This window comes from Cryobacterium glaciale (assembly GCF_004402535.1).
GTDB lineage: Bacteria > Actinomycetota > Actinomycetes > Actinomycetales > Microbacteriaceae > Cryobacterium > Cryobacterium glaciale.
Map to the genome: position 1 here is coordinate 133,161 of NZ_SOEY01000002.1, position 23,737 is coordinate 156,897.

Annotated in this window: 22 protein-coding genes and 1 pseudogene; 7 read left to right on the plus strand and 16 right to left on the minus strand. The window is 64.1% G+C overall.

Annotation, left to right across the window (positions count from 1 at the left end):
• Window positions 1–18: 18 nt before the first annotated feature.
• On the minus strand, window positions 19–1,179 hold the full coding sequence (locus tag E3O06_RS00845) for a hypothetical protein (RefSeq protein ID WP_134501145.1): 1,161 nt from the start codon (window positions 1,177–1,179) through the stop codon (window positions 19–21).
• A 128-nt stretch (window positions 1,180–1,307) separates the two neighbouring features.
• On the opposite strand from E3O06_RS00845, the gene E3O06_RS00850 reads away from it, so the two are divergent.
• Together E3O06_RS00850 and E3O06_RS00855 are read left to right on the plus strand one after the other, a co-directional pair.
• Window positions 1,308–2,045: a hypothetical protein gene (locus E3O06_RS00850; RefSeq protein ID WP_134501146.1), complete on the plus strand. Its 738-nt coding sequence runs from the start codon at window positions 1,308–1,310 to the stop codon at window positions 2,043–2,045.
• Between the two features lie 2 nt (window positions 2,046–2,047).
• Window positions 2,048–2,788: a hypothetical protein gene (locus tag E3O06_RS00855; RefSeq protein WP_134501147.1), complete on the plus strand. Its 741-nt coding sequence runs from the start codon at window positions 2,048–2,050 to the stop codon at window positions 2,786–2,788.
• A 6-nt stretch (window positions 2,789–2,794) separates the two neighbouring features.
• On the opposite strand, the gene E3O06_RS00860 is transcribed toward E3O06_RS00855, so the two are convergent.
• The 5 genes and pseudogenes from E3O06_RS00860 to E3O06_RS00880 all read right to left on the minus strand — a co-directional run bounded on the left by E3O06_RS00860 (window position 2,795) and on the right by E3O06_RS00880 (window position 7,276).
• Window positions 2,795–3,124: a hypothetical protein gene (locus E3O06_RS00860; protein ID WP_134501148.1), complete on the minus strand. Its 330-nt coding sequence runs from the start codon at window positions 3,122–3,124 to the stop codon at window positions 2,795–2,797.
• On the minus strand, window positions 3,124–3,891 hold the full coding sequence (locus E3O06_RS00865; RefSeq protein ID WP_134501149.1) for an apolipoprotein O family protein: 768 nt from the start codon (window positions 3,889–3,891) through the stop codon (window positions 3,124–3,126). Before E3O06_RS00865 ends, E3O06_RS00860 begins: the two co-directional genes overlap by 1 nt.
• A 61-nt stretch (window positions 3,892–3,952) precedes the next feature.
• A pseudogene (locus E3O06_RS00870) lies at window positions 3,953–5,260 on the minus strand (class I SAM-dependent methyltransferase).
• Window positions 5,257–6,636 carry an FAD-binding oxidoreductase gene (locus tag E3O06_RS00875; protein WP_134501150.1) on the minus strand — a complete coding sequence of 460 codons (1,380 nt, stop codon included), beginning with the start codon at window positions 6,634–6,636 and terminating at the stop codon, window positions 5,257–5,259. The pseudogene E3O06_RS00870 and the gene E3O06_RS00875 overlap by 4 nt, the downstream one beginning before the upstream one ends.
• Before the next feature lie 124 nt (window positions 6,637–6,760).
• A complete protein-coding gene (locus E3O06_RS00880) occupies window positions 6,761–7,276 on the minus strand; it encodes a bifunctional nuclease family protein (protein ID WP_134501151.1) in 516 nt (171 codons plus the stop codon).
• 117 nt (window positions 7,277–7,393) lie between these two features.
• Between E3O06_RS00880 and E3O06_RS00885 the strand changes: the two genes are divergently transcribed.
• Together E3O06_RS00885 and E3O06_RS00890 are read left to right on the plus strand one after the other, a co-directional pair.
• Window positions 7,394–7,894 carry a helix-turn-helix domain-containing protein gene (locus E3O06_RS00885; RefSeq protein ID WP_134377974.1) on the plus strand — a complete coding sequence of 167 codons (501 nt, stop codon included), beginning with the start codon at window positions 7,394–7,396 and terminating at the stop codon, window positions 7,892–7,894.
• Window positions 7,891–8,223, plus strand: coding sequence for a HepT-like ribonuclease domain-containing protein (locus E3O06_RS00890; protein WP_134501152.1), 333 nt, complete (start codon window positions 7,891–7,893; stop codon window positions 8,221–8,223). The genes E3O06_RS00885 and E3O06_RS00890 overlap by 4 nt, the downstream gene beginning before the upstream one ends.
• 678 nt (window positions 8,224–8,901) lie before the next feature.
• On the opposite strand, the gene nrdF is transcribed toward E3O06_RS00890, so the two are convergent.
• From nrdF to E3O06_RS00930, 8 genes are all read right to left on the minus strand, one after another.
• Window positions 8,902–9,876 (minus strand): class 1b ribonucleoside-diphosphate reductase subunit beta, encoded by a 975-nt coding sequence (gene nrdF / locus E3O06_RS00895; RefSeq protein WP_134501153.1) that lies wholly within the window; start codon window positions 9,874–9,876, stop codon window positions 8,902–8,904.
• 52 nt (window positions 9,877–9,928) lie between these two features.
• Window positions 9,929–12,034 (minus strand): class 1b ribonucleoside-diphosphate reductase subunit alpha, encoded by a 2,106-nt coding sequence (nrdE, locus tag E3O06_RS00900; protein WP_134501232.1) that lies wholly within the window; start codon window positions 12,032–12,034, stop codon window positions 9,929–9,931.
• 29 nt (window positions 12,035–12,063) lie between these two features.
• Complete coding sequence (gene nrdI, locus E3O06_RS00905; protein WP_134501154.1) at window positions 12,064–12,468, minus strand: class Ib ribonucleoside-diphosphate reductase assembly flavoprotein NrdI; 405 nt, start codon at window positions 12,466–12,468, stop codon at window positions 12,064–12,066.
• Window positions 12,469–12,538: 70 nt separating this feature from the next.
• Window positions 12,539–12,772: a glutaredoxin-like protein NrdH gene (gene nrdH, locus E3O06_RS00910; protein WP_035880942.1), complete on the minus strand. Its 234-nt coding sequence runs from the start codon at window positions 12,770–12,772 to the stop codon at window positions 12,539–12,541.
• A 483-nt stretch (window positions 12,773–13,255) separates the two neighbouring features.
• Window positions 13,256–14,347 carry a substrate-binding domain-containing protein gene (locus E3O06_RS00915; protein WP_134501155.1) on the minus strand — a complete coding sequence of 364 codons (1,092 nt, stop codon included), beginning with the start codon at window positions 14,345–14,347 and terminating at the stop codon, window positions 13,256–13,258.
• Between the two features lie 79 nt (window positions 14,348–14,426).
• The gene (gene mmsB, locus E3O06_RS00920) at window positions 14,427–15,764 is read right to left on the minus strand and encodes a multiple monosaccharide ABC transporter permease (RefSeq protein ID WP_134501156.1); all 1,338 of its coding nucleotides are present in this window, start codon (window positions 15,762–15,764) and stop codon (window positions 14,427–14,429) included.
• On the minus strand, window positions 15,761–17,311 hold the full coding sequence (gene mmsA / locus E3O06_RS00925; protein ID WP_134501157.1) for a multiple monosaccharide ABC transporter ATP-binding protein: 1,551 nt from the start codon (window positions 17,309–17,311) through the stop codon (window positions 15,761–15,763). The genes mmsB and mmsA overlap by 4 nt, the downstream gene beginning before the upstream one ends.
• 84 nt (window positions 17,312–17,395) lie before the next feature.
• Complete coding sequence (locus tag E3O06_RS00930; RefSeq protein ID WP_134501158.1) at window positions 17,396–18,442, minus strand: LacI family DNA-binding transcriptional regulator; 1,047 nt, start codon at window positions 18,440–18,442, stop codon at window positions 17,396–17,398.
• A 158-nt stretch (window positions 18,443–18,600) separates the two neighbouring features.
• Between E3O06_RS00930 and E3O06_RS00935 the strand changes: the two genes are divergently transcribed.
• Window positions 18,601–19,419, plus strand: coding sequence for a shikimate 5-dehydrogenase (locus E3O06_RS00935; protein ID WP_174843190.1), 819 nt, complete (start codon window positions 18,601–18,603; stop codon window positions 19,417–19,419).
• 98 nt (window positions 19,420–19,517) lie between these two features.
• Here E3O06_RS00935 and E3O06_RS00940 read toward each other — a convergent pair whose 3' ends face one another.
• Window positions 19,518–20,669, minus strand: a complete 1,152-nt coding sequence (locus tag E3O06_RS00940) for a cystathionine gamma-synthase (protein WP_134501159.1) — start codon at window positions 20,667–20,669, stop codon at window positions 19,518–19,520.
• A gap of 26 nt (window positions 20,670–20,695) precedes the next feature.
• On the minus strand, window positions 20,696–22,060 hold the full coding sequence (locus tag E3O06_RS00945) for a cystathionine beta-synthase (RefSeq protein ID WP_134501160.1): 1,365 nt from the start codon (window positions 22,058–22,060) through the stop codon (window positions 20,696–20,698).
• Between the two features lie 276 nt (window positions 22,061–22,336).
• Here E3O06_RS00945 and E3O06_RS00950 point away from each other — a divergent pair, with 276 nt between their 5' ends.
• Window positions 22,337–23,017: a DUF3105 domain-containing protein gene (locus tag E3O06_RS00950; protein WP_241979786.1), complete on the plus strand. Its 681-nt coding sequence runs from the start codon at window positions 22,337–22,339 to the stop codon at window positions 23,015–23,017.
• A 12-nt stretch (window positions 23,018–23,029) separates the two neighbouring features.
• On the plus strand, window positions 23,030–23,734 hold the full coding sequence (locus E3O06_RS00955; RefSeq protein ID WP_198415755.1) for a DUF305 domain-containing protein: 705 nt from the start codon (window positions 23,030–23,032) through the stop codon (window positions 23,732–23,734).
• Window positions 23,735–23,737 lie beyond the last annotated feature (3 nt).

A 23,737-nucleotide genomic window follows, 5' to 3' on the forward strand; every position in this document is an offset into this window, starting at 1 on the left:
TCGTAGTGATGGTCGGGGTCATGAGCGGGTGCCGATCGTCGCGAGCAGAGCGCTGAGGTAGCTGAGGCCGGCGTTGGCGCCCGTCTCAGCCGCGCCCGGGACGGGAACCCGGGGAGTCACGAGCAGAGGCTCCGTCGCCGCGGTCGCAACGGGGCTGATCCCAAGCGGAGGCTCGGTCACGCCGTCGGCCACGAGGGTGACGCTGCCGGAAGCCTGCTGCCCATCCACGCTCACCACCTGAAAGCTGAACTGGTCGACGGATGCCCCGGGGCTGGGCGTGTAGACGGCCGCCAGGTCATCGGTGCACTGCACCGTGCCGAACGTCGCTTCGCCGCAGGCGACCAGCAGGTCGCTGCCGGTGTCATTCCAGCTGATAGCGGCCAGGTCGATCACCGTCGTGGCGTCGGGGCCCCTGTCCATCACTACGTGCAGCGCACCGAGGGCGGCAGTCGTGCCCGACCCTGGAGCGATGTGCACCGTGACCTCGACCGGCTCCGAACTCTGCCCGGCGTCGTCGACGAGCCCGACCTGCACGGTGGCCGTTCCGGTGAAGTCGGGTGCGGTGCGCAGCACGAGGTGGGTGCCCGACACGGCCGCGAGGCCGGCGTTCTGCGGGCTGAGGCCGAGCACCTCCACCTCGGCCCCGCTGGCGGTGGTGCACAGGGTGCAGGTCACGCCGAGAGCGCCGAGCGGCAGCAACAGCACCGCCCCCTGCGCCACCGGGTAACCGTAGTCGAGGTCGGTGAGGCTGGGCGCCGGCGGCGGCTCGAGCACGACGCGGTAGTCGACCTCGACCCGCACGGCGCCATTCTGCAGACCGACGGTGAGCGTGCGCATGCCCCACTCCGCGTCGAAAACGGATGCCGTCACGCCGATCCCGGCACTGTCGCACGCCAGGCTCACCCCGGGCAGGTTCGGGGCCTGACCGTTGACGATGCCGCAGTCGGCGATGGTCCAGCCGGCGGCGGGGGTCAGGTCACTCGCGCCGAGGTACGGGATGGCAATGGTCGCACTCGTGGAGGGGGCCGCCTCACCGGCGGGGTCATCCGCTGCCTGAGCTGTCGCGCGACCGCTCCCGGCCACGAGACCGAGACCGAGCAGAATGACCAGAAAAACCGGTGCGCGACGTCTGCCTCTGCCGGGCGTTAGGACTGCCCGGGTCAGAGGCAGTTGCAACATGGAGCTCCTGTGTCGGGGTGGCACGGAGGCCACGGGGCATTGTGACTATGATAGTCACCCAGAGGGGGGTGCACTCGCGGTCCACGCGATGCCGCCTGTTCCGCTCTTTGTTCGTGAGGCCGCACCACGTGACTACCAGCACCCCGAGCCGCGGCCCATCGGGCCGCCGCGCACTTATCGCTGCCGCTGAACCCGCCACTCAGCTCACCGCCGCGCCCGGTGCTACCGCGCCGTTCCTGGTCGAACCGGCGCCGCCAGCGCAGACAGCGCCGGCCCCGTTTCAGCCGGCGTCGCCGGCCGCGCCGACCGCTACCGCCCCGGCCGACCTGCCGGCCACCGCGCTCGGATTCGAAACGGGCCGTTCCACCCTGCAGGCCACCCAGCCCGGTGCACCCAAGCGTTCCCTGGAGTCGGGCAGCGACGTGTTGCCCGAGCTCGACGAGGCACCCAGCAGAAAACGCTCCGTCCTGATGCACCCGGCATTTCTCGTCTCGGTGGGTTTGACGCTGCTGGCCATCATCGGCCTCATCGTCTGGCTCGTGATCGGTGCGCAGAACAGCGACGCAGCCGCGACATCCGTTGCGGTGACGACGACGTCCGGAAACGTGCAGGTCACCTGGGACGGCCCGAATGTGCCATACGCACTCTTCGTCGTGGGCGGCCCCGGCGGCGACGTGCTCGACGTGTCGCAGCTCGTGACCGGCCGGGAAGCCTGGATTCCCCGCGCGGCACTGCTCATCGACGACGGATCCTGCGTCGTCGTGCGGCCCGCCGAACGCGGCGTCGACGAGACCGTCGCGCTCGATCAATCCGCGCTCGATGCCCAGGGTGCCGCGAGCGCGTGCGTGGCGGATTCGCCGAAGTGATCATGCGATTCACTCGCAGCGTACCCGCGACGGTCGGGGCGCTGCTGCTCACCGGGTGTGCGGGCGGTGGGCCGGCCGAGCCGATCCCCACCCCCACCCACCTGAACGCTGCCGCGATCGACGTGGCCGACAGCGATCGCAACGGAATTGAATACCTCAGCGGCGCCGATGCGCTGCGGGTGAGTGTGCGCGCCGTGCAGCAGACCACGGGGGTGGCCATGCAGACCACATTCACCCAACTCGTCGACCCCGAAACCGCTGCCGCCGGCGGCGACCTCGCCGCAACCTACGCCGGCGTTCCCGATGACTTCACGTCTCACATCACGAGCGGCAGCATGGTGGTGGACATCGTCGTGCTCGACGGCCAGGCGTTTCTGCAAGCGGATGCCGCCACCTCCGCCGCGCTCGGCCTCACCACCGGCGGCTACACCTGCCGCGCTCCGAATGACCCGGTGTTTGATGAGTGGCGCACCCTGCTCGACCCGGCACTCCTCCTCGAGTCACTGGCGGGCGGCGCCGACCTGTCCAGCGGCCCGGTTGCTCCGGGGGAACCGGCGAGCGTCGACGTCGTCATCGACTCGGGCGAGGGTTCGGCAGGCAGTCTCGTGATCGCGGCCGACGGGCATCCACTGCCCAGCCGTCTCACCGTGGGCGACGCCCTCTCGGTTGCTGACGTGCGCTTTTCGGCGTGGGGAACGGCCGTCGAGGTTTCGACGCCGACCCCGATCGCGCAGGCCTGTTAGCCAGCGTTACCAACCCGCCATGCCGGCGCAGGCAACCCCGAGGCGATTGAGGCCGGATTCCTGGTCGGTGAAGGCACGCCACACCCCCGTGGAGTCGCCCGAGCGTGCGGCCTGCTCCATCGCGTCGAGCGTGCGCGGGGCACCCTGGGCCCATTTCACGTAGTCAGCGTTGTCGATGCTGGTTGATCCCTCGGCGGCGACCGCACGCACCGGGCCGATGAGGGAAACGACCATCGGCAGCACCTTCGCGTTTCCCTGACTCTCGATCACACTCTGCATGAGAGCGACGACGGGTTCGGCCAGGCGGGTGCAACGGTCCCGCAGTACGTCGGTCATCAGTTCGCCTTCGGTTGGTTTGTTCTCGGCATATACCAGGCCGACGTGTTCGTCACGTCGTACGTCACGGCAACACCGCGACCTTCGGCGGCGGTCACGAGGGCCCGAACCGCGTCCTGAAAAACGGGGTCGAACATGCCCTGACCCCAGACGCCCTTGAATCCGGTCACCTTCTTGTCCGCGTCGAGGGCGCGCAACACCTTTGGCGGGTTGCCGGCGCGCGCGAGTACCGCTTCGGAATCGGTGACGAAGACGTCGACGAACATGGTCGAGTCGGTGCCGAGCAGGTGCGTCACCGTTGTGGTGAACGGAGAAATCCCCCGCGGAGTCAGCGAGTGGTCATAAATTCTGACGTACCGAACCTCGGCCCAGGCAATAGTTCCCAGTCGCGGCAGGCCGAGGCCGGCATCGGAGACGGCCAGCGCGAGGCGATTATCGGCATTCCACTTGTTCTCGGCCTGGCGCGCGGTGACCAGGCAGGCCACTGCGCCGATGCCGAAGGCGAGGGGGAAGGCCAGGTAGGCGAACCAGCCGCGAGAGGTAAGCACGCTGCCGACGAGCACGGCGAGCAGAATGGCCACGGAGACCGACCCAAAGACGGTGTTGGCTCGCCGGTATTTGGCGGCGAGGCCCGGCGCATACCGGGCGACGTAGGCGTTCTGCAAAAACGGAGGTGTCGGTTCCATGGTGGCGCGCTCCTCAGACAGATCGATGGCAGCGAAGAAAGCCAACGGGCCGCCCTGACCCCCCATTCGCGGACTAGTCAACGAGTCTCCATCGTACAGGCCCGCCCCGGGCGACGCAGTGCCCGCCCACCACGAACCGAGCCTAGGGCGTCCACCATGGCCGGAGCGGATGCCCGCCGCCACCGCCACGCTCGTCGGGCTTGCTTAGCAACACCTGGTGCAGCTGGATCCCGTTGCTCTCGAACCCGAGCCTCGAGCCCGCCATGTACAGCCCCCACACTTTCGCGGTGGGGAGCCCGACCTCAGCGACCGCCTCGTCCCAATGCTCGACGAGGTTGGCGCCCCAGTCGCGCAGCGTCAGGGCATAGTGGTGACGCAGGTTCTCCTCGTGCAGCACTTCCCAGCCCGCATCCTGCGCTTCGCTGATGATCCGGCCCGAACCGGTGAGCTCCCCATCGGGGAAGACATAGCGATCTATGAACCCGCGGGTCGCCGGTTCGGTTCGATTCTCCGGCCGGGTGATGCAGTGGTTGAGTAATAAGCCTCCGAGGCGAAGTCTGGACTGCAGGAACCGAAAGTACGACGCATAGTTGCGCACACCGATGTGCTCGAGCAGTCCAATGGACGACACCGCGTCAAAGCCGGTTTCCGTGATGTCGCGGTAGTCGCCGAAACGAACCTCCGCCAGGTCGCTCAGGCCCTCCTCACTGATGGCCCGCTGTGCCCACCCGGCCTGCTCGTTCGACAGCGTCACTCCGGTGGCCAGCACGCCGCGGCGGGCGGCTTAGCGCACCATGCCGCCCCAACCGCACCCGACGTCGAGTAACCGGTCGCCGGGCAACAGCTGCAGCTTCTCGAACACGAGGCGGTACTTGTTCTCCTGGGCCTCGTCGAGGGAGGCGTCGCCGCGTGGGTAGCAGGCGCAGGTGTACGTCATCGACGGCCCGAGCACCCACTCGTAGAACCGGTTCGAGACGTCGTAATGGTGATGGATCGCTTTGGCATCTCGGGTCTTGCTGTGTCGGAGCCCTCCAGCGACGCTGCGCCAGCGCGGCCCCGCTTCCTCCGGCGGCGGCGCGATCGGGCGAAGCTGCCGCACGCCGATAGAACGGATGATCTCCACCATCATCCGCGCCGGTGGCCGCGTGAACTCGAGGCTGTCGGCGAGCGCCTTGAGCAGTTCGTAGGGATCACCGGGGTGCACGCCGTGCAGGTCGAGGTCACCGGCAATGTAGGCGCGGGCCAGTCCGAGGTCGCCGCGGCTCGTGGCGAGGTAGTTCGTGCCGCGCGGGGTCAGAAGGTCCAGCCCGAGCGTTGCATCCGGCGGTCCGGCCGTGCTCCCGTCGTAGGCGGTGAATCGCACCGGGAGGCGACCGCCGGCCAGAATCTCCAGCACCTGCGCGAGGGTGAGCTTGGTCGCCTTCGTCGCACGATCCTTGAATGTGGTCATCGTCGTTGCACCGCCTTGGAGTAGAGGTCGAGGAGTCGGGAACCGGGGTCGTACCGCTTCTTCGCGGCCCGGTAGGCTTCCCCGCCGTATCGATCCTCAAACTCTCGCCGGGAATAGTACGAGTCGGAGTACAGCGACTTGTGTCCGTCCAGCTCGCCGACCGTGCGTTCGATCAGACGGTTGGTCTCCCCTTCGGCGCGCCCGACCGGGACCGTCGACCAGAACCCGACGTTGACGTAGCCCTGCTGGGGCCGGATCGGGTAGAGCGGCCAGCGGTCGTCCCCCTTCAGCTGCAGCGGGCACAACCAGATCGGCTCGATCGGTACGTTATTCAGGAACCATTCGAGAAACTCCGCGCACCGGCCGACCGGTACCTCCACGTCCTGTACGACTCGCTCGCGGGGCGGCCTGCCGTGGAGTTTTTCAATGCGATCGCCGAGGTGAAACCGCTGTTCGATCCGCATCAGCTTTCCGTAGGTGCTGCTGCGCCGGTAGCGCCGGGGCCAGATCCTGCGAATGAGCGGATGCTGCGCGCCGAACGCTTCGGAGCACCAGAACCAGTCGGTGTCCCAGCGCCACAGGTAGTCGTGGGTGGTGAGGCGATCCACTGTCGCGCCGTGCTCGTGCCGGATGGAGCGGTAGTAGATCTGTTGGCCGGTGTAGTCACTGACCGGGCCGGGCGCGCTGGTCTTCCTGCCAACGCAGAGGTAGCTTTCGTCGGCGCCGAACACGACGCCGTCGAGATAGTCGACGGCAACACCGTCGAGGCTGCCGGTCACCATGATGCGATCCATCGCTGCGACCAGGTCGACGAGTGAGTGGAACCGCAGGTGCGTGAGCGCGACGACAGGCTGGACGGATTCGAGTTCGATACGCAGACGCACCGCGTAGCCGAGCGTTCCGTAGGAGTTGGGGAAGGCGCGGTACAGCTCGGAATTCTCGGTACGCGACGCGGTGAGCACCTCTCCGGCGCCGGTGAGGATGTCCATTTCCAGCACCGACTCGTGGGGCAGACCGTTACGGAACGACGTCGACTCGATGCCGAGGCCGGTGACCGCGCCGCCGAGGGTGATGGACTTCAACTGCGGCACGACCAGCGGTGCCAACCCGTGGCGCAGCGTCGCGGCGACGAGGTCTTCGTAGGTGCACATTCCGGCGACGTCGGCCGTTCGTGCCTCCACATCGACGGAGATGACGGCCGTCAACCCAGACGTGTCGAGGCCTGGGGCGCGGGCCTTAGTTCGGGTTCGGAACAGATTCGAGGTGCGCTTGGCCAGTCGAATCGGGGCCGTCGCGGGGACGGCCAGATAGCTCTCCACAAGGCGCTGCACGCCGGCGGCGTGAGCGCTCCGGGCATCGACCACAGCAGCGGGCACGCCCTCACGTTAGTCCCGGTCGGAGCGATCGCACCAGTGCTCATTGTCACCGCCATCGTGCGCGCGTTCTGGCAGACTCAGGCCATGACCACGACGATCGGCTGAGCGTGCGGGCGCCGCGGCGTCAGCTCTGAAAGTCCTCCGGGTCGACGTGCTCCAGAAAATCCTTGAATTCGTCGAGCGACTGCTCCCGGACAGGCGCCTCCTCCACGTTGCGTCCAGATTCAACCATCGCGGCGGGAATGCCCTCGGCCTGCAAGACGTCCTCGGCGACGAAGATCGGTGCTCCGGTGCGCAGAGCGAGTGCGACGGAATCCGAGGGCCGGGCATCGAGCACGAATGAGCCGGTCGCAATGCGAAGAGTGATCTCGGCGTAGAAGATTCCCTGGTCGATGCGGGTGACGTCGACTCGCTCGAGGTGGGCGCCGACGGTGTCGATCAGCGTCTTCATCAGATCGTGTGACAACGGTCGTGGCGGCTCCTCACCGCTGAGGGCGATCAGCGTCGAAGTCGCCTCCGCTTCCCCGACCACAATCGCCAGCACGGTTCCAACGGCCTGCGGCTCTCCGACCGGTTTCAGGAGGATGATGTGCTGGCCCTCGCTGTCGATCGCAACCCCGAGAACGCGTACCTCCACCATGGCGACCCTCTCGAATCATCGTGCCTGACACCGCCATCGTACGTCCGCTCTCCGGTCATCAACCGTCGAATCCGCCCGGCTATTCCGTTGATATCGACAAAACGCTATACTTTGCCCATGTCGACATCCGCTGCATCCATTCTGATGCAGGCCCGACGACGGGCCGGTCTTACGCAAGCTCAGTTGGGTGCAAGCGCCGGAGTCACGCAGAGCGTGATCAGTGCATACGAGGCCGGCAAGCGAGAACCCGCCCTTGCCACCCTCCAACGTCTCGTACGGGCCAGCGGGTTCCAGCTCGATCTGGCACTCACCCCCTTTGCACCCACGTCGCCGCACCAGCGATTGCTCGCCAGCCACCGCGATGAACTGGTGGCCCGACTCGAAGAGCTTGGAGCCAGCAACGTTCGCATGTTCGGTAGCGTCGCCCGCGGCGATGACACTGCCTCCAGCGACGTCGACCTGCTCGTCGACCTCGACGCAGGCGTCGGGCTGTTCGGCCTGGCCCGGCTCCAAAGCGAGTCCGAGCGCATCTTGGGCGTGCCGGTCGACATCGTCCCGGCGGATAGCCTCAAGCCCCGCATGGCCCAGAGAGTGCTTACCGAGTCGAGACCCTTGTGAGTCGTTCCGATCGAGAACGCGTCGATGACATCCGCGCGGCATGCCTGGCAATCGCGGACTATCTGAGCCGCGCGGATGCCGCCGAGGACCTGATCTTCGATGCCATTCGCATGCGGCTGATCGAGATCGGGGAGGCGACGAAGGATCTGACCTTTCAAACCCGGGAGCTTGAACCCAGCATCCCCTGGAGCGAGATCGCCCGACTGCGAGATCACCTAGCGCACCGCTACTTCGACACCACGCACTCGATCCTGAGCAACACCGCCAGAAATGACATTCCCGCCCTGCTCGAAGCCACGGAACGCCTCGTAGCTCGACTGTCTCCCTGACCACAAAAAACGTCACACCGCCTATTCCGGTCGACCACTCCAACGTTGAAGGCCCCCGAGAATTATCTCGGGGGCCTTCTCTGAATAGCAGGGACTGGTTAGAAGTCCCAGTCGTCGTCTTGGGTGTTCGAGGCCTTGCCGATCACGTACGACGAGCCCGATTATTCGAACGACACGCCGCGAAAATTCGACTTGCGCGAATGGACCATGAGCGCTGTAATTATAGAACCTTGCTTCTACAAGAACTGGTTCCAAGGCCCGTCTCTACAAGCATGGCCCGAAATTCTGAAGAATTTCGGGCCTAACCACGCCAATGGCTATCTGCTTAAATTGTTAGACAAACGTTCTAAAGGCGCACATTCCCTTACGGTTGATACACGGCGGGAATGTCGTACCTCTCTGGAAATGAGAAACTTCTCCGTACTGGTCGGCATAGTTCCCTTGCACGGGAACGCGCTGACCAGTTTTCCAAGAGCCATCGGGGCCCAGCGGTTTGTGCGTCATTTTTGACTACTTTCTTGCGGCTGTGTAAATGGCTTCACACGCCAGCCGCACGCACCTGCAAAGTTATTTGGGTGTGCTCATATCCTGCCTTTTCGTCTGTGCTCGGAATTGTAAAATCGCTGTCGGTGCCGCGGGAGGTTGAACTTGCCGCCGCCCGCGGCACCTGAGGTGGAGCTAGAAGTCCCAGTCGTCGTCTTCGGTGACTACAGCCTTGCCGATCACGTACGACGAACCCGACCCGCTGAAGAAGTCGTGGTTCTCGTCGCCGTTCGGGGAGAGCGCGGAGAGGATCGCCGGGTTCACGTCGCAGACGTCCTTCGGGAAGATCGCCTCGTAGCCGAGGTTCATCAGCGCCTTGTTGGCGTTGTAGTGCAGGAACATCTTGACGTCTTCGGTCAGGCCGACCTCGTCGTACAGGTCCTGCGTGTACTGCACCTCGTTCTCGTACAGCTCGAAGACAAGGTTGAAGGTGTAATCCTTGATCTCGTCGCGACGCTCCTGCGTCTCCTTCTCGAGACCCTTCTGAAACTTGTAGCCGATGTAGTAGCCGTGCACGGCTTCATCACGGATGATCAGACGGATGAGGTCGGCCGTGTTGGTCAGGCGCGCCCGGCTGGAGAAATACATCGGCAGGTAGAAACCCGAGTAGAACAAGAACGACTCGAGCAGCACCGAGGCGACCTTACGCTTGAGCGGATCGTCACCCTGGTAGTAATCCATCACGATCGAGGCCTTGCGCTGCAAGTTCTCGTTCTCCGTCGACCAGCGGAACGCCTCGTCGATCTCCTTGGTGGAGGCGAGCGTCGAGAAAATCGACGAGTAGCTCTTGGCGTGCACCGACTCCATGAACGCGATGTTCGTGTAGACAGCCTCTTCGTGCGGGGTGATGGCATCCGGAATCAGCGACACGGCGCCAACGGTGCCCTGAATCGTGTCGAGCAGAGTCAGCCCGGTGAACACGCGCATGGTGAGCTGCTGCTCCACCGGCGTCAACTGGTTCCACGACTGAATGTCGTTGCTGAGCGGAATCTTCTCCGGCAGCCAAAAGTTGTTGGTCAGTCGGTTCCAGACCTCGACGTCTTTATCGTCTTCGATCTTGTTCCAGTTGATCGCGTCAACGTGCGAGACCAGCTTGAGCTTGTCAATCATTGGGAGCGTTCCTTCGTCCGAGATTCGTGCAGGTAACGTACAGCAAACTCACTCATAACGCGCAGGAAACGCAACCCTCCACCTCGGTCCCCTCAAGGGCCATCTGACGCAGGCGGATGTAGTAGATCGTCTTGATGCCCTTTTTCCACGCGTAGATCTGGGCGCGGTTGATGTCGCGGGTGGTCGCGGTGTCCTTGAAGAACAGGGTGAGCGACAGCCCCTGGTCCACGTGCTGCGTCGCCGCGGCGTACACGTCGATGACCTTCTCGGAACCGATCTCGTAGGCATCCTGGTAGTAGTCCAAGTTGTCGTTCGTCATGAACGGCGCCGGGTAATAGACGCGGCCCAGCTTGCCTTCCTTGCGAATCTCGATCTTGGCCGCGATCGGGTGGATCGACGCGGTCGAGTTGTTGATGTACGAGATCGACCCGGTCGGCGGCACGGCCTGCAGGTTCTGGTTGTAGATACCGTGCTTCACAACGGATGCCTTCAGCTCGGCCCAGTCCGCCTGGGTCGGAATCGACACCCCGGACTGGGAGAAGAGCTCGGCGCCGCGAGCGGTCGACGGCTCCCAGACCTGATCGGTGTACTTGTCGAAGAACACACCGGAGGCGTAGGTGGAGTTCTCGAAGCCCTCGAAGGTGCGACCGCGTTCGATGGCGATGGCGTTCGAGGCGCGCAGGGCATGGAACAGCACGGTGTAGAAGTAAATGTTGGTGAAGTCGATGCTCTCGTCGCTGCCGTAGTAGACGCGCTCGCGGGCGAGGTAGCCGTGCAGGTTCATCTGGCCCAGGCCGATGGCGTGCGAGCGGTCGTTGCCGTCTTCGATGGAACGAACCGAGCTGATGTGGCTCTGCTCCGACACCGCGTTGAGGCCGCGGATGGCGGCGTCGACGGTGCGGCCGAGGTCGCCGGAGTCCATCGCCAGGGCAATGTTCATCGACCCAAGGTTGCAGGAGATGTCCTTGCCGATCTCGTTATACGACAGGTCTTCGTTGTACGTGGTCGGGGTGTTCACCTGCAGGATTTCGGAGCACAGGTTCGACATGTTGATGCGGCCCTCGATCGGGTTGGCCTTGTTCACCGTGTCTTCAAACATGATGTACGGGTAGCCCGATTCGAACTGAATCTCGGCGAGGGTCTGGAAGAACTCGCGCGCCTTCATCTTGGACTTCTTGATGCGGGGGTTGTCGACCATCTCGTGGTACTTCTCCGTCACTGAGATGTCGGCGAAGGGCACGCCGTAGACGCGCTCCACGTCGTAGGGCGAGAAGAGGTACATCCACTCGTCGTTCTTGGCCAGCTCGAAGGTGATGTCGGGAATGACGACACCGAGCGAGAGGGTCTTGATGCGGATCTTCTCGTCGGCGTTCTCACGCTTGGTGTCGAGAAAGCGCATGATGTCGGGGTGGTGCGCGTGTAGATAGACCGCGCCGGCACCCTGGCGGGCACCGAGCTGGTTGGCGTAGCTGAAGGAGTCTTCGAGCAGCTTCATGACGGGGATGATGCCGCTGGACTGGTTCTCGATCTGCTTGATCGGCGCGCCGGCCTCGCGAATGTTGCTGAGCAGCAGGGCTACGCCGCCGCCGCGCTTGGAGAGCTGCAGCGAGGAGTTGATGCCGCGGGAGATCGACTCCATGTTGTCTTCAATGCGCAGCAGGAAGCACGAGACGAGTTCGCCGCGCTGGGCCTTGCCGGAGTTCAAAAAGGTGGGGGTCGCGGGCTGAAAACGGCCGGCGATGATCTCTTCCACCAGGGCTACGGCGAGCTTTTCATCACCGGAGGCGAGGCCGAGCGCGGTCATCACGACGCGGTCTTCGAAACGCTCCAGGTAGCGCTTGCCGTCGAAGGTTTTGAGCGTGTACGAGGTGTAGTACTTGAACGCACCGAGGAAGCTCTGAAAGCGGAACTTCTTGGAGTAGGCCAGGTCGTTCAAGCTCGTGATGAACTCGAACGAGTACTGGTCGAGCACGGCCTGCTCATAGTATTCCTTCTCGACCAGGTAGTCGAGGCGCTCGCGCAGCGAGTGAAAAAACACCGTGTTCTGGTTGACGTGCTGCAGGAAGAACTCACGGGCGGCCTCGCGGTCCTTGTCGAACTGGATCTCCCCGTTCGGGCCGTACAGGTTGAGCATCGCGTTGAGCGAGTGGTAGTCCATGCCCGAGGGCGCGTCAATGGGCGTGATCTTCACGGCTGTTGTTTCCAAAATTCTTCCAATCCGTCGTGAACGATGCGCACATCATCCGGAGTTCCAAATACTTCAAAGCGATAGAGGTGGGGCACCTTGCACTTGGCGGCGATGATGTCGCCGGCCAGGCAGTAGGCCGTACCGAAATTCATGTTGCCGGCGCCGATGACGCCGCGAATCAATGACCGGTTGGTCTCGTTGTTCAAAAACTTGATGACCTGCTTGGGCACCGCCCCTCCCACACTGCCGCCACCGTAGGTGGGCACGCAGAGCACGAACGGTTCCTGGGCGACGAGCGGCTCCTCACGCGCATAAAGCGGGATGCGCGCTGCCGTTCGACCGAGTTTCTCGACGAACCGGGCAGTGTTGCCCGAGGTACTCGAGAAGTACACGATGTCAGTCATCTAGTGTGGCGATTCTGGTCGGGCGACAGATACGAGGGAGGGCGTGCCGGATATTGCGTGTTGATGGTGACTACGCGAGGCGGGCGGCGAGTGCGTTGATCTTGTCGGGGCGAAAGCCCGACCAGTGCTCTTCATCGGTGATCACGACGGGCGCCTGCAGGTAACCCAAAGCCTTGACGGCCTCCAGGGCATTTTCGTCGACCGAGAGGTCGAGCACCTCGTACTCGATGCCCTTGTTGTCGAGGGCACGGTAGGTGGCCGTGCACTGCACGCAGGAGGGCTTCGTGTAAACGGTGATTGCCATGGTTATGGCCTTTCTTCTTGGCGGTTCAAGTCTAAATCTGTTCGACATGTTTCGCAAGTATGTTCGATGGAACTCTGTAATCCCAGCCGAGAATTCGTCAGTGATCATGGTGCAAAGTGAGCAAGTGCACTGTCCGGCCGTAGCGCCTGACTAGAGTTTCAATACTACATCTAGTGATCGCCGCGCTCAAGAGCCACTACATGCGGTAATTACAATTATGTAGTTATCCACCGACATTCCACATGTTGCCCACACCGCCCATCCGTGAAACCGCCCGGATTCCGCGGAACTGCACCCAGTTATCCACAGGCATCGTTCCCGACATTATTTTGCCTGTGGAGTCGCAGTCGGCGTGTCGCGCCTGGCCGGCCGCCGGCATCCGTCGGCCGGTTGGGCCGTCGGCCAGGCACGAAGAAACGGGCCGGCCCCACCGAAGTGGCGACCGGCCCGTCAGGCGGTGCGTGCTAAGCGGATGTCGCCGCTCTACTTGGTCAGCGGCTCCAGGTTCGGGTCGTTGGCGTAGGCCTCAGCCGCATTCTCCTTCGTCACGATGACCGGCGGGATAAGGTACGCCGGCACGATCTTGTTGCCGTTGTCGTAGGTGTCGTCGTTGGTCTCGGGAGTGCCGCCGGTCTGCAGCGCCTTGACCATGTCGATGGCCTGCGCAACGAGAAGACGGGTGTCCTTGTTGATGGTGGAGTACTGCTCCCCCGCCATGATCGACTTGACCGACTCCACTTCGGAGTCCTGACCGGTCACGACCGGAATCGTCTTGCCGGCTGCCTTCACCGAGGTGATGATCGCCCGAGCAAGCGTGTCGTTGGGTGAGAGGACTCCGTCGAGTTCCTGGTCACCGTAGGTGCTGGTGAGCAGCGAGTCCATGCGGCTCTGGGCGTTCTCAGCCTTCCAGTCGGCCGTCGCGGTCTGCTTGATGTCGGTCTGACCGGAGGCAACGACGAGGGTTCCGTCGTCAATCTTCGGCTGCAGCACACTCATGGCTCCGTTGAAGAACACCGGCGCATTGGCGTCAGCGGAGTTGCCCGAGAACAGTTCGATGTTGTACGGACCCTCGGGCTTGACGGCGGCGAGCCCGTCGAGCAGGGCCTGCCCCTGCAGTTCGCCGACCTTGAAGTTGTCAAAGGCCACGTAGTAGTCGACGTCGTCGGTGTTGAGAATGAGGCGGTCGTAGGCGATGACGATGGCACCGGCGTCGTGGGCGTCCTTGACCTGCGTGCCGAGCTGGCCGCCGTCCTGGGCGCCGATGATGATGACCTTGGCGCCGTTGGTTACCATCGCGGAGATCTGGTCCTGCTGGTCCTTGACCGTGGTCGACGCCCCGGCGTACTGCACGTCACCTTCGAATCCGGCCTCAGCGAGGCCGTCCTCGAAGAGTCCGCCGGCCAGCACCCAGTTCTCGCTCGTCTTTGAGGGAAGGGCGACGCCGATAACGGCATCTTTGGCAAACCCGGCCGCGGCACTGCCGCCACCGGCTGTTTCGGGCGCTCGGCTTGAGCAGCCGGAGAGCGCCATGAGGGCTACCGCAGCGACCGCTGTAACCGTGAGAATTTTTCGCATGTCAATCACTTTCTGTTTTGGGATAAAGGGAATGGAGAGGGAAATCGTCGGACCGGCGGCGTTCGAGGAACGCTCGCGCTCAATTCGTGGCGTTGTCCGCGGGCCGCGCCGAGGCCGGCGTACCGGCATCCGGGAGCACTGCGGGCGGCGGTTGCGGCGGGTTCGTCACCTTGCGGTTGCGGGTGAGCAGGCCGATGATTGATGGCCGTCCCTGGCTCTTGTTCCAGACGTCTACACCGACGGCGACCAGAAGCACGAGGCCCTTGATGATCTGCACCAGGTCGGAACCCACACCGAGTAGCTGCAGCCCGTTGTTCAGAACGGCCATGACCAAACCACCGACGATGGAGCCGATCACGGTTCCGATGCCGCCCGACACCGCTGCACCGCCGATGAAGACAGCGGCGATGGCGTCGAGCTCCCAGCTGAGGCCGTCTTGCGGGCCGGATGCCCCGGCGCGAGCCACGAAGATCATTCCGGCCAGAGAGGCCAGGATCGACATGTTCATCATGACGAGAAAGTTGACCCGACGGGAGTTGACGCCGGAGAGTTCCGCGGCCAACTTGTTGCCGCCAACAGCGTAAACGTGACGGCCGACGATGGTATTGCGGGTCACGAAGCTATAGAACAGCACCAGCACGCCGAGGATAATGCCCGACACCGGAAAACTCGTACCAACCCGGCCGCCGGCGAAGAGAAAGGTTGCGTAGATGACGACGGCGTCGAGCAGGCCGACCTTGAGCACACTGGCCCAGAGCGGAGAGGTCTCGGAGTGCATCGTTTTCTGCACTTTGCGAGCCCGCCACTCGCGCACGGCAATCGCGATGGCGATCAGAAAGCCGAGTACGAGCGTGAGGTTGTTGAAGCCGGTGACAGGCCCGACTTCGGGGAGATAGCCGGCACCGATCAGGGTGAAGCCCTCCGGAACCGGAACAGTGTCGGCGTTGCCGATCAGCTGGTTGCCGCCACGAAAGATGAGCATGCCGGCGAGTGTCACGATGAAGGCGGGAACCCCGATGTAGGCCACCCAGAATCCCTGCCAGGCACCGATCAGCGCGCCAACGAACAGTCCGAAGAGGATGGCGAGGGGCCAGGGGAAGTTCCAGTCGGACATGGAGATGGCCACGACGATACCGGAGAACGCCGCGACCGAGCCGACCGAGAGGTCGATATGGCCGGCGATAATCACCATGACCATGCCGATGGCGAGAATCAGGATATACGAATACTGGCTGACCAGGTTGATCAGGTTACCCGACGAGAGGGTGAGGCCGTCGGTTAGAAACTGGAACAGAACGATGATGGCGATCAGGCTGAACAGGATGCCGAACTGACGCAGATTGTTCTTGCCGCGGCCGAAGATCGACCTGCGCCCTTCGTCCTTTTTCGTGTCGATCGGGGCCGTGTTGCTGCTCATATGCTGCGCACCTTCTTCTTGGCAGAGGTCATGCTTTTCATCAGGGATTCCGGGTCGGCATCGGCACCGTCAATGCAGTCGGTGATGGCTCCCTCGAAGATTGTGTAGATGCGGTCGGCCAGGCCGAGCAACTCCGGCAGCTCGGAGGAGATCAGGATCACTCCCTTGCCCTGGGCTGCGAGGGCCTGAATGATGCCGTAAATCTCGTATTTCGCCCCGACGTCGATGCCTCGGGTGGGCTCATCCAGGATCAGGATGTCGGGGTCAGTGAACATCCACTTGGCCAGCACCACCTTTTGCTGGTTGCCGCCGGACAGTTTGCTCACGCCCATGTCGACGTTGGGCGTCTTGATGCGCAGATTCTTGCGGTACTCCTCGGCGATGGAGTATTCCTTGGCATCGTTCACGACCGGGCCGACCGAGATTTTCGAGAGCTTGGCCGAGACGATGGAGCGCTTAATGTCGTCGAGCAGATTGAGCCCGAGCGCCTTGCGGTCCTCGCTGACATAAGCGAGACCGTGCTCGATCGCTTCGCCGACGTTGCGCAGCTCGATCTCCTTGCCGTCCTTAAAGATCTGGCCGGAGATGAAATTGCCGTACGAGCGGCCGAAGATGCTCATGGCGAGCTCGGTACGCCCAGCACCCATCAGTCCGGCGATTCCGACGATCTCGCCGGTTCGCACGGTCAGGTTGGATCCCTTCACGACCATCCGCTCGGACACCTGCGGGTGTTGCACGGTCCAGTCGCGCACCTCGAAGAACACCTCACCGATCTTCGGTGTGCGATCAGGAAACCGGCTCTCCAGGCTTCGGCCGACCATGCCGCGAATAATGCGGTCTTCGTTGACGCCGTCAGCGGCGATATCGAGAGTCTCGATTGCCCGACCATCGCGAATGATGGTGATCGAGTCGGCGATCTGCTCGATCTCGTTGAGCTTGTGCGAGATCATGATCGAACTGATGCCCTTGCCCTTGAGCCCCCGAATCAAATCGAGCAGGTGCTGGGAGTCGGCCTCGTTGAGCGCGGCGGTCGGCTCGTCGAGAATGAGCACCTTCACCGACTTGTTGAGGGCCTTGGCGATCTCAACCAGTTGCTGCTTGCCGACGCCGATGTTCTTGATCAGGGTGTCGGGGTCGTCGCGGAGGCCGACCCGGGCGAGCAGCTCGTAGGCGGTGCGCTTGGCTCCGACCCAGTCGATGGCGCCCCACCTGGTGGGTTCATTGCCCAAAAAGATATTCTCGGTGATCGAAAGTTCAGGGATGAGGGCCAGTTCCTGGTGAATGATGGCAATTCCGGCGGCTTCGCTGGAGCGGATGTCCTTAAACCGCATCTCGGCGCCCTGAAAGATGATGTCGCCTGAGTAGGACCCGTACGGGTAGACCCCGGAGAGCACCTTCATGAGCGTGGACTTGCCGGCACCGTTCTCGCCGCAGATCGCGTGGATCTCTCCGGCCATGACGGTGAGCGACACATTCGAGAGCGCCTTGACGCCGGGAAACTCCTTGGTGATGGAACGCATCTCCAAGATCACGTGCTCAACCGCCATTGGTTTACTCCTCCGTCAGCGGCCATTGTGACCGTTCACATCGAAGTCAATGCTGGCCTCTGTGTCCAGCCATGTCAAGGGCCGTTAATAACGCTTAAGTAACGGCAGCCGAGAGACCGGCACCGGTCCAGTGGATCCGCGCACGACCAGCCGCGGGGCGATAGGGGCTGTCGGTACGTCCACGCCCGTCCCCATCTCACGCAGGAGCGTGGCGAAGGCCAGGCGGCCGATCCCGTCAAAGTCCTGATGAATCGTGGTGAGTGGCGGCCAGCTGTGGCTGGCCACCGGAACGTCGTCGAATCCGACTACGCTCACGTCTCCCGGGACACTGAGCCTGGCGTCGTGCAAAGCGTGCAGCAGGCCCAGCGCCATTTCGTCATTGGCCGCGAACACCGCGGAAAAATCCCGAGATCGGAGCAGCTCCTGACCCGCGAAATACCCGAAGTCCGCGGTCCAGTCTCCCAAAATCGGCGGGTGGGTCATGAGGTCGGCGTCGTCGATCTCGAGCAGGAATCCGCGCATGCGCGCTTCGGCCTCGTTCCAGTCCTGCGGGCCAGCCAGATGCACGATCTCTCGGTGACCAAGGTCGATCAGGTGTCGGGTCGCCATCTTCGCACCCAGGATCTGGTCGGCCGCGAGTTCCCGCAAATCGTGTTTTCCCGTGGACTGCAGGCTGACGTAGGGAACGGCAATGTCCAGGCGCTCGAGCACGTCGAAGACTCGTTCTTGCGGTGCAATGATCACGAGGCCCTCGACCGCCTGATCGAGAAGGTGCTCCAAGGCATCTTCGATCGCCGCCGGGTCGGCCACACTCAGGTTGGCGGTGTCGACGAAGTATCCCTGCCGCCGGGCGGCGTCTTCAATGGCCGCGACGCTTCGGGCCGGACCGTACTGGGCGCTCGACGCGGTGAGAACGCCGATCGTGCGCGAATGCCCCTTCGACAGCGCCCTGGCCGCTTGGTTCGGTCGGTATTGCAGCTCCTCCATCACCTGGAGAATGCGTGCCTTCGTGGTCTCGCGAATGCTGGGGTGGTCGTTGAGCACGCGCGACACTGTCTGGTGTGACACCCCGGCGAGGCGCGCAACATCACGGATGCTGGGTGCGCGATCTTTGGGAAGATCTGCCGACATTGACAACCTTGCTCGCATGTGCACGGTCACAATTGTGAGCGCAGGACCATTATGCTCCCCAGCCGGTTTTCTCGCGGACCCAGTTTTGGCCGCAACCGGCCAGACGCGCGTCTTGCGACAGTGCGCGACGAACCAACGGAACAGGTCACACTATAGGCATGCCCATTCTGAACAAAGACATGACCCTGTGCATTTCGTTGTCGGCCCGGCCGAGCAATCTGGGCACCCGGTTTCACAACTATCTCTACGAGGAGTTGGGCCTGAACTTCATCTACAAGGCGTTCGCCCCGACCAACCTGGCCGACGCCATCGCGGGCGTGCGCGGGTTGGGCATCCGCGGGTGCGCCGTGTCCATGCCCTATAAGGAAGACGTCATCGCGCTCATCGATGACATGGATGCGTCGGCGTCGGCCATCGACTCGGTCAACACGATCGTGAACGACGGCGGCCACCTGACCGCCTACAACACCGACTTTTCGGCCGTGCAGCGCCTCCTGGCCGAGCAGGAGGTGCCGAGCGCGTACTCGGTGATCGTACGCGGCAGCGGTGGCATGGCGAAGGCCGTTGCGGCAGCCCTGCACGATGCCGGGTTCGCTCGCGGCACGATCGTGGCACGCAACGAGGCCACCGGCCGCGCCCTGGCGGCCCTGTACAACTACGGTTGGGCGCCCGAGATCGGCGTGCTCACCGCCGACCTGATCGTTAATGTCACTCCGCTGGGCATGGCCGGCGGCGCAGAGGCCGGTGCCGTGTCGTTCCCGGCCGCGACGATCGAGGCGGCGAGCATGGTGTTCGACGTCGTGGCCTCGCCCGCCGAGACACCGCTCATTGTGGCCGCACGGGCACTCGGCCGGCCTGTCATCACCGGCGCTGAGGTCGTGGCGCTGCAGGCCGAGGAGCAGTTCTTTCTGTATACCGGCATCCGCCCCACCCCTGACCAGGTGCGCCGAGCCTCCGCCTTCTCCCACGCCCTCTGACCCCACTCTCTGGACGGGCCCCGGGCCCCGTCCCCGGGCCCCGTTTATAAACTGGGCCCACGTTCCGGGCCCGGGCCCCGTCCCAAAAGTGTGCCGTGTTAGGCGCGGGGCAGTGCGCTGTCGAGGTCGGCAATGAGGTCGGCGACGTCTTCGATGCCGACCGACAGACGCACGATGTTGTCGGGAACCTCCAGTTCGGTGCCGCGCACCGAGGCGTGCGTCATCTCCGAGGGGTAGTTCACGAGCGACTCGACGCCACCGAGCGACTCGGCCAGCTGGAACAGGTGCATCGACTCGGCGAACAGGCGCGCGGCAGCGGCACCACCGGCGAACGCGACGGAAATCATGCCGCCGAAGCCGGACATCTGCTTCTTCGCCACTTCGTGGCCGGGGTGGCCGGGCAGGCCCGGGTAGTAGACCTGCGCGATCGCGGGGTGGCCGTCGAGAAATTCGGCGATCGCCTGGGCGTTACTGCAGTGCCGGTCCATGCGCACCGAGAGCGTCTTGATCCCGCGCACGGTGAGCCAGGAGTCGAGCGGCGCCGACACCGGCCCGGCCGCGAACTGCAAGAACTGGGCCTTCTCGTGCAGCTCGTCGTCGTTGATGATGAGGGCCCCGCCGAGCACGTCGGAGTGGCCGCCGAGGTATTTCGTGGTCGAGTGCACGACGACGTCAGCGCCAAGGGCGAGCGGATGCTGCAGCGCCGGTGACGCAAAGGTGTTGTCGACGATCGCGACCACTCCGTGCCGGTGCGCGATCTCGGCGAGCGCCGCGATGTCGCTGATCTTCATGAGCGGGTTGCTCGGCGTCTCGACCCAGAGGATCTTCGTTTCGGGTCGGATGGCGGCTTCGACCGCGGCGAGGTCGCTCATCTCCACGGTCGTGTTGAGCACGCCCCAGGCCGCGTGCACCGTGTTGATGAGGCGGTGGGTTCCGCCGTAGACATCGTTGCCGAGCACAACGTGGTCGCCCGGCTTGAGGATGGCGCGCAGGATGGTGTCCTCCGCGGCGAGTCCGCTCGCGAACGACAATCCGTGCTTGCCACCCTCGAGTGCGGCGAGGAGGGTCTCGAGCACCGTGCGGGTGGGGTTGCCGCCACGGCTGTATTCGTAGCCGCCGCGCAGATTGCCGATGCCATCCTGCACGTAGGTGGAGGTCTGGTATATCGGCGGAATGACGGCGCCAGTGGTCGGGTCGAACGCCTGACCGGCGTGGATGGCGATTGTGTCGAACTTCTGGGTGTTATCCATGGGTGCTCCTTCTGTGAGAATGATGATCAGACGCTCAGGTAGCTGAGCAGATCGTGCCGGGTGATCACGCCGAGAGGTTTGCCGGCGTCGGTCACGAGCAGGGCGTCGTGCGCGGAGAACGCGGCGCGCGCGGCGGCGACCGGTTCGTTCACGCCGATCAGCGGCAACGGGTCGCCGACAATGGAGCCGACCCGATCGGTGAGCTTGGCATCACCGGAGAAGACCAGGCCCATCAGGGCGCGCTCATCCACGGCGCCGAGCACCTCGCCCATGACGACGGGCGGCTTGGCACTCAGCACGAGCAACTGGGACACGCCCTGGCCCGTCATCGTCTCGATCGCATCACGCACGGTGTCACTCGGGTGCACGTAGACCAGGGCTGGCAGGCGGCCGGTCTTCGATTCCAGCAGATTGGCGACCGTGTGACCGGCGGGGGCGTTGCTGAAACCGTAGCTGCGCATCCACCCGTCGTTGAAGATTTTGCCGAGGTATCCGCGACCGCCGTCGGGCAGCAGCACCACGATCGTGTCGTCCGGGCCAAGCTTCTCGGCCGCGCGCAGGGCAGCCACGACGGCCATTCCGCTTGAGCCGCCCACGAGGATCCCCTCCTCAAGGGCGAGCCGGCGGGTCATGGCGAAGGAGTCCGCGTCGGAGACGGCGATGACCTCGTGCACGACGGTGGGGTCGTAGGCGCCCGGCCAGAAGTCCTCACCGACGCCCTCGACGAGGTAGGGGCGGCCGGTTCCGCCGGAGTAGACGGAGCCTTCGGGGTCGGCGCCGATGATACGAACGGCGTCGTTGGAGACCTCGCGGAGGTAGCGGCCGGTGCCAGTGATGGTGCCACCGGTGCCGACGCCCGCGACGAAGTGGGTGACCGTTCCGTCGGTGTCGCGCCAGATCTCGGGACCGGTGGTTTCGTAGTGGCTGAGCGGGCCGTTGGGGTTGAAGTACTGGTTGGGCTTGAACGCGCCGGGAATGTCGCGGGCCAGCCGGTCGGAGACGCTGTAGTACGACTGGGGATCTTCCGGGGCCACGGAAGTCGGCGTAACGACGATCTCGGCACCGTAGGCGGTGAGCACATTGCGCTTGTCTTCGCCCACCTTGTCGGGCAGTACGAACACGCACTTGTAGCCACGCTGTTGGGCCACCAGCGCCAGGCCGACACCGGTGTTGCCCGACGTCGGTTCGACGATGGTGCCACCCGGCTTCAAGAGACCGTCGCGCTCGGCCGCATCGATGATACGTACCGCGATGCGGTCCTTAGCCGAGCCGCCCGGGTTGAGGTATTCGAGCTTCACGAGCACCGTCGCGCTCACTCCCGCACTGACCTTGTGGAGTTTGACCAGCGGGGTGTCACCGATGAGGTCAAGAATGGTGTTTGCGATCTTCATGGAAATTCCTTCTGTCGCGCCGCGCGCCATCAGGCGGGCACGGCCTCGGATTGCACACCGAACGAGTTACACACTGGCTCGTCGGCGGCCGGTCACGAACGTGGAGGGTCGGCTAGCGACAGCAACAACACGACGAATAAACGGGCACGATTCCACTCTATCGGGCGGGGAGAGCCGGCGACCAGCCTGAGTAAGGACTGTGAGAGCGGCATCGGGGGAAGCTACAGGGGCGACTGATACGTTCGAATGAAAGTAGATCCAACAGAGAGGCCACCCGTGACCCCCCAGCCCGGCTCCCCCGTGAATAAGGCATCCATCAAGGACGAACGTGCCGCTAAGCGCGCGAAGAAGCTGGAGGAATACCACCGCCAGCAGAAGCGCGGCAAGCGAAACCGGCTGATCGCCATCATCGGCGGCGCAGCGGCCGCGGTCGTCATCATCGCCCTCATCGCGACGGCGTTCGTGCTCACCCCGAAGGCCGCCAACTATGCCGGCGGTGGTGCCGGTGACGCATCGACGGTCGACGGGGTCGAGACCTTCTCCAACACAGCCGGCCACGTCGAGACTGCCGTGACCTATGAGCAGACGCCGCCCGCCGGCGGCGAGCACAACCCGGCCTGGCTCAATTGCGGAGTCTACGAACAAGCGGTTCCGAACGAGAACGCGGTGCACTCGCTCGAGCACGGGGCGATTTGGGTCACCTATGATCCCTCGATCTCGGATGCCGAGTTGGAGACTCTCCAGGCCCAACTTCCGTCGAGCTACGTCATCCTCTCGCCGTTCGAGGACATTCCCGCACCGATCGTGCTGAGCGGCTGGAACGCCCAGCTGCAGGTCGACAAGGCCGACGACCCGAGCATCGCCGAATTCTTCACTGAATTCTGGAAGAGCGCCAACGTGCCCGAAGACGGCGCCTCCTGCTCGGGTGCGATCGACGCGCCCGGCAAGGTCTCCTAGAACGCACGCACCGTGATTTCAGCCAGCCCGCAGCCCACAGTGGATGCTCACCCGTCGCGCCCGCCCCGCCCGGTTCTCCGCGCCGTCGCGGTCGCCGTTGTTGTCACGACGCTCGTCGTCGGCGCTGTGGCCTTCTCGGTCGGGCGACTGAGCACGCTCGTCGACGCGACACCCAAGACGACCAGCGCCGAGGCCGGTTTCGCCCGGGACATGCAGGAGCACCACAATCAGGGGGTCGAACTCGCCCTGATCATTCGTGACCGTACCGACGACGCACCCGTGCGACTGCTCGCCTACGACATCGCGACGACGCAGGCCAAGCAGAGCGGGCAGATGTCGGGGTGGCTCGCTGTCTGGGACCTTCCGCAGTTCGCGCCGGAACCCTCCATGACCTGGATGACCCGGCCGACACTGGCGGGCGAGTCGCACGATTCCTCGCACACGGCAGACTCCGGCGCAGCCCATGTCGCCGGGGATCCGATGCCCGGGCTCGCGACCGCTGCGCAGATCGCGGCGCTCACCGCAGCATCCGGTGTGGAAGCGGAGCGGGAGTTTCTCGTCATCATGATCGCCCATCACCAGGGCGCGATCGAGATGGCCGAGGCCGTGCTAGACCGAAGCACGAATGCGACCGTGCAGGCTTTCGCGACCTCGGTGGTGCTGAGCCAGGAATCGGAGATCGAGCTGATGACCGGGATGCTCGCCGAACGTTCCTAGCCC

What these genes read in the sequence shown, in the direction of transcription:
- E3O06_RS00845 (WP_134501145.1), bottom strand. Translation starts at nt 1,179, where the DNA reads ATGTTGCAACTGCCTCTGACCCGGGCAGTCCTAACGCCCGGCAGAGGC.
- E3O06_RS00855 (WP_134501147.1), top strand. Translation starts at nt 2,048, where the DNA reads ATGCGATTCACTCGCAGCGTACCCGCGACGGTCGGGGCGCTGCTGCTC.
- E3O06_RS00860 (WP_134501148.1), bottom strand. Translation starts at nt 3,124, where the DNA reads ATGACCGACGTACTGCGGGACCGTTGCACCCGCCTGGCCGAACCCGTC.
- E3O06_RS00880 (WP_134501151.1), bottom strand. Translation starts at nt 7,276, where the DNA reads ATGGTGGAGGTACGCGTTCTCGGGGTTGCGATCGACAGCGAGGGCCAG.
- E3O06_RS00885 (WP_134377974.1), top strand. Translation starts at nt 7,394, where the DNA reads ATGTCGACATCCGCTGCATCCATTCTGATGCAGGCCCGACGACGGGCC.
- nrdF (WP_134501153.1), bottom strand. Translation starts at nt 9,876, where the DNA reads ATGATTGACAAGCTCAAGCTGGTCTCGCACGTTGACGCGATCAACTGG.
- nrdE (WP_134501232.1), bottom strand. Translation starts at nt 12,034, where the DNA reads ATGGACTACCACTCGCTCAACGCGATGCTCAACCTGTACGGCCCGAAC.
- nrdI (WP_134501154.1), bottom strand. Translation starts at nt 12,468, where the DNA reads ATGACTGACATCGTGTACTTCTCGAGTACCTCGGGCAACACTGCCCGG.
- nrdH (WP_035880942.1), bottom strand. Translation starts at nt 12,772, where the DNA reads ATGGCAATCACCGTTTACACGAAGCCCTCCTGCGTGCAGTGCACGGCC.
- E3O06_RS00915 (WP_134501155.1), bottom strand. Translation starts at nt 14,347, where the DNA reads ATGCGAAAAATTCTCACGGTTACAGCGGTCGCTGCGGTAGCCCTCATG.
- mmsB (WP_134501156.1), bottom strand. Translation starts at nt 15,764, where the DNA reads ATGAGCAGCAACACGGCCCCGATCGACACGAAAAAGGACGAAGGGCGC.
- mmsA (WP_134501157.1), bottom strand. Translation starts at nt 17,311, where the DNA reads ATGGCGGTTGAGCACGTGATCTTGGAGATGCGTTCCATCACCAAGGAG.
- E3O06_RS00930 (WP_134501158.1), bottom strand. Translation starts at nt 18,442, where the DNA reads ATGTCGGCAGATCTTCCCAAAGATCGCGCACCCAGCATCCGTGATGTT.
- E3O06_RS00935 (WP_174843190.1), top strand. Translation starts at nt 18,601, where the DNA reads ATGCCCATTCTGAACAAAGACATGACCCTGTGCATTTCGTTGTCGGCC.
- E3O06_RS00940 (WP_134501159.1), bottom strand. Translation starts at nt 20,669, where the DNA reads ATGGATAACACCCAGAAGTTCGACACAATCGCCATCCACGCCGGTCAG.
- E3O06_RS00945 (WP_134501160.1), bottom strand. Translation starts at nt 22,060, where the DNA reads ATGAAGATCGCAAACACCATTCTTGACCTCATCGGTGACACCCCGCTG.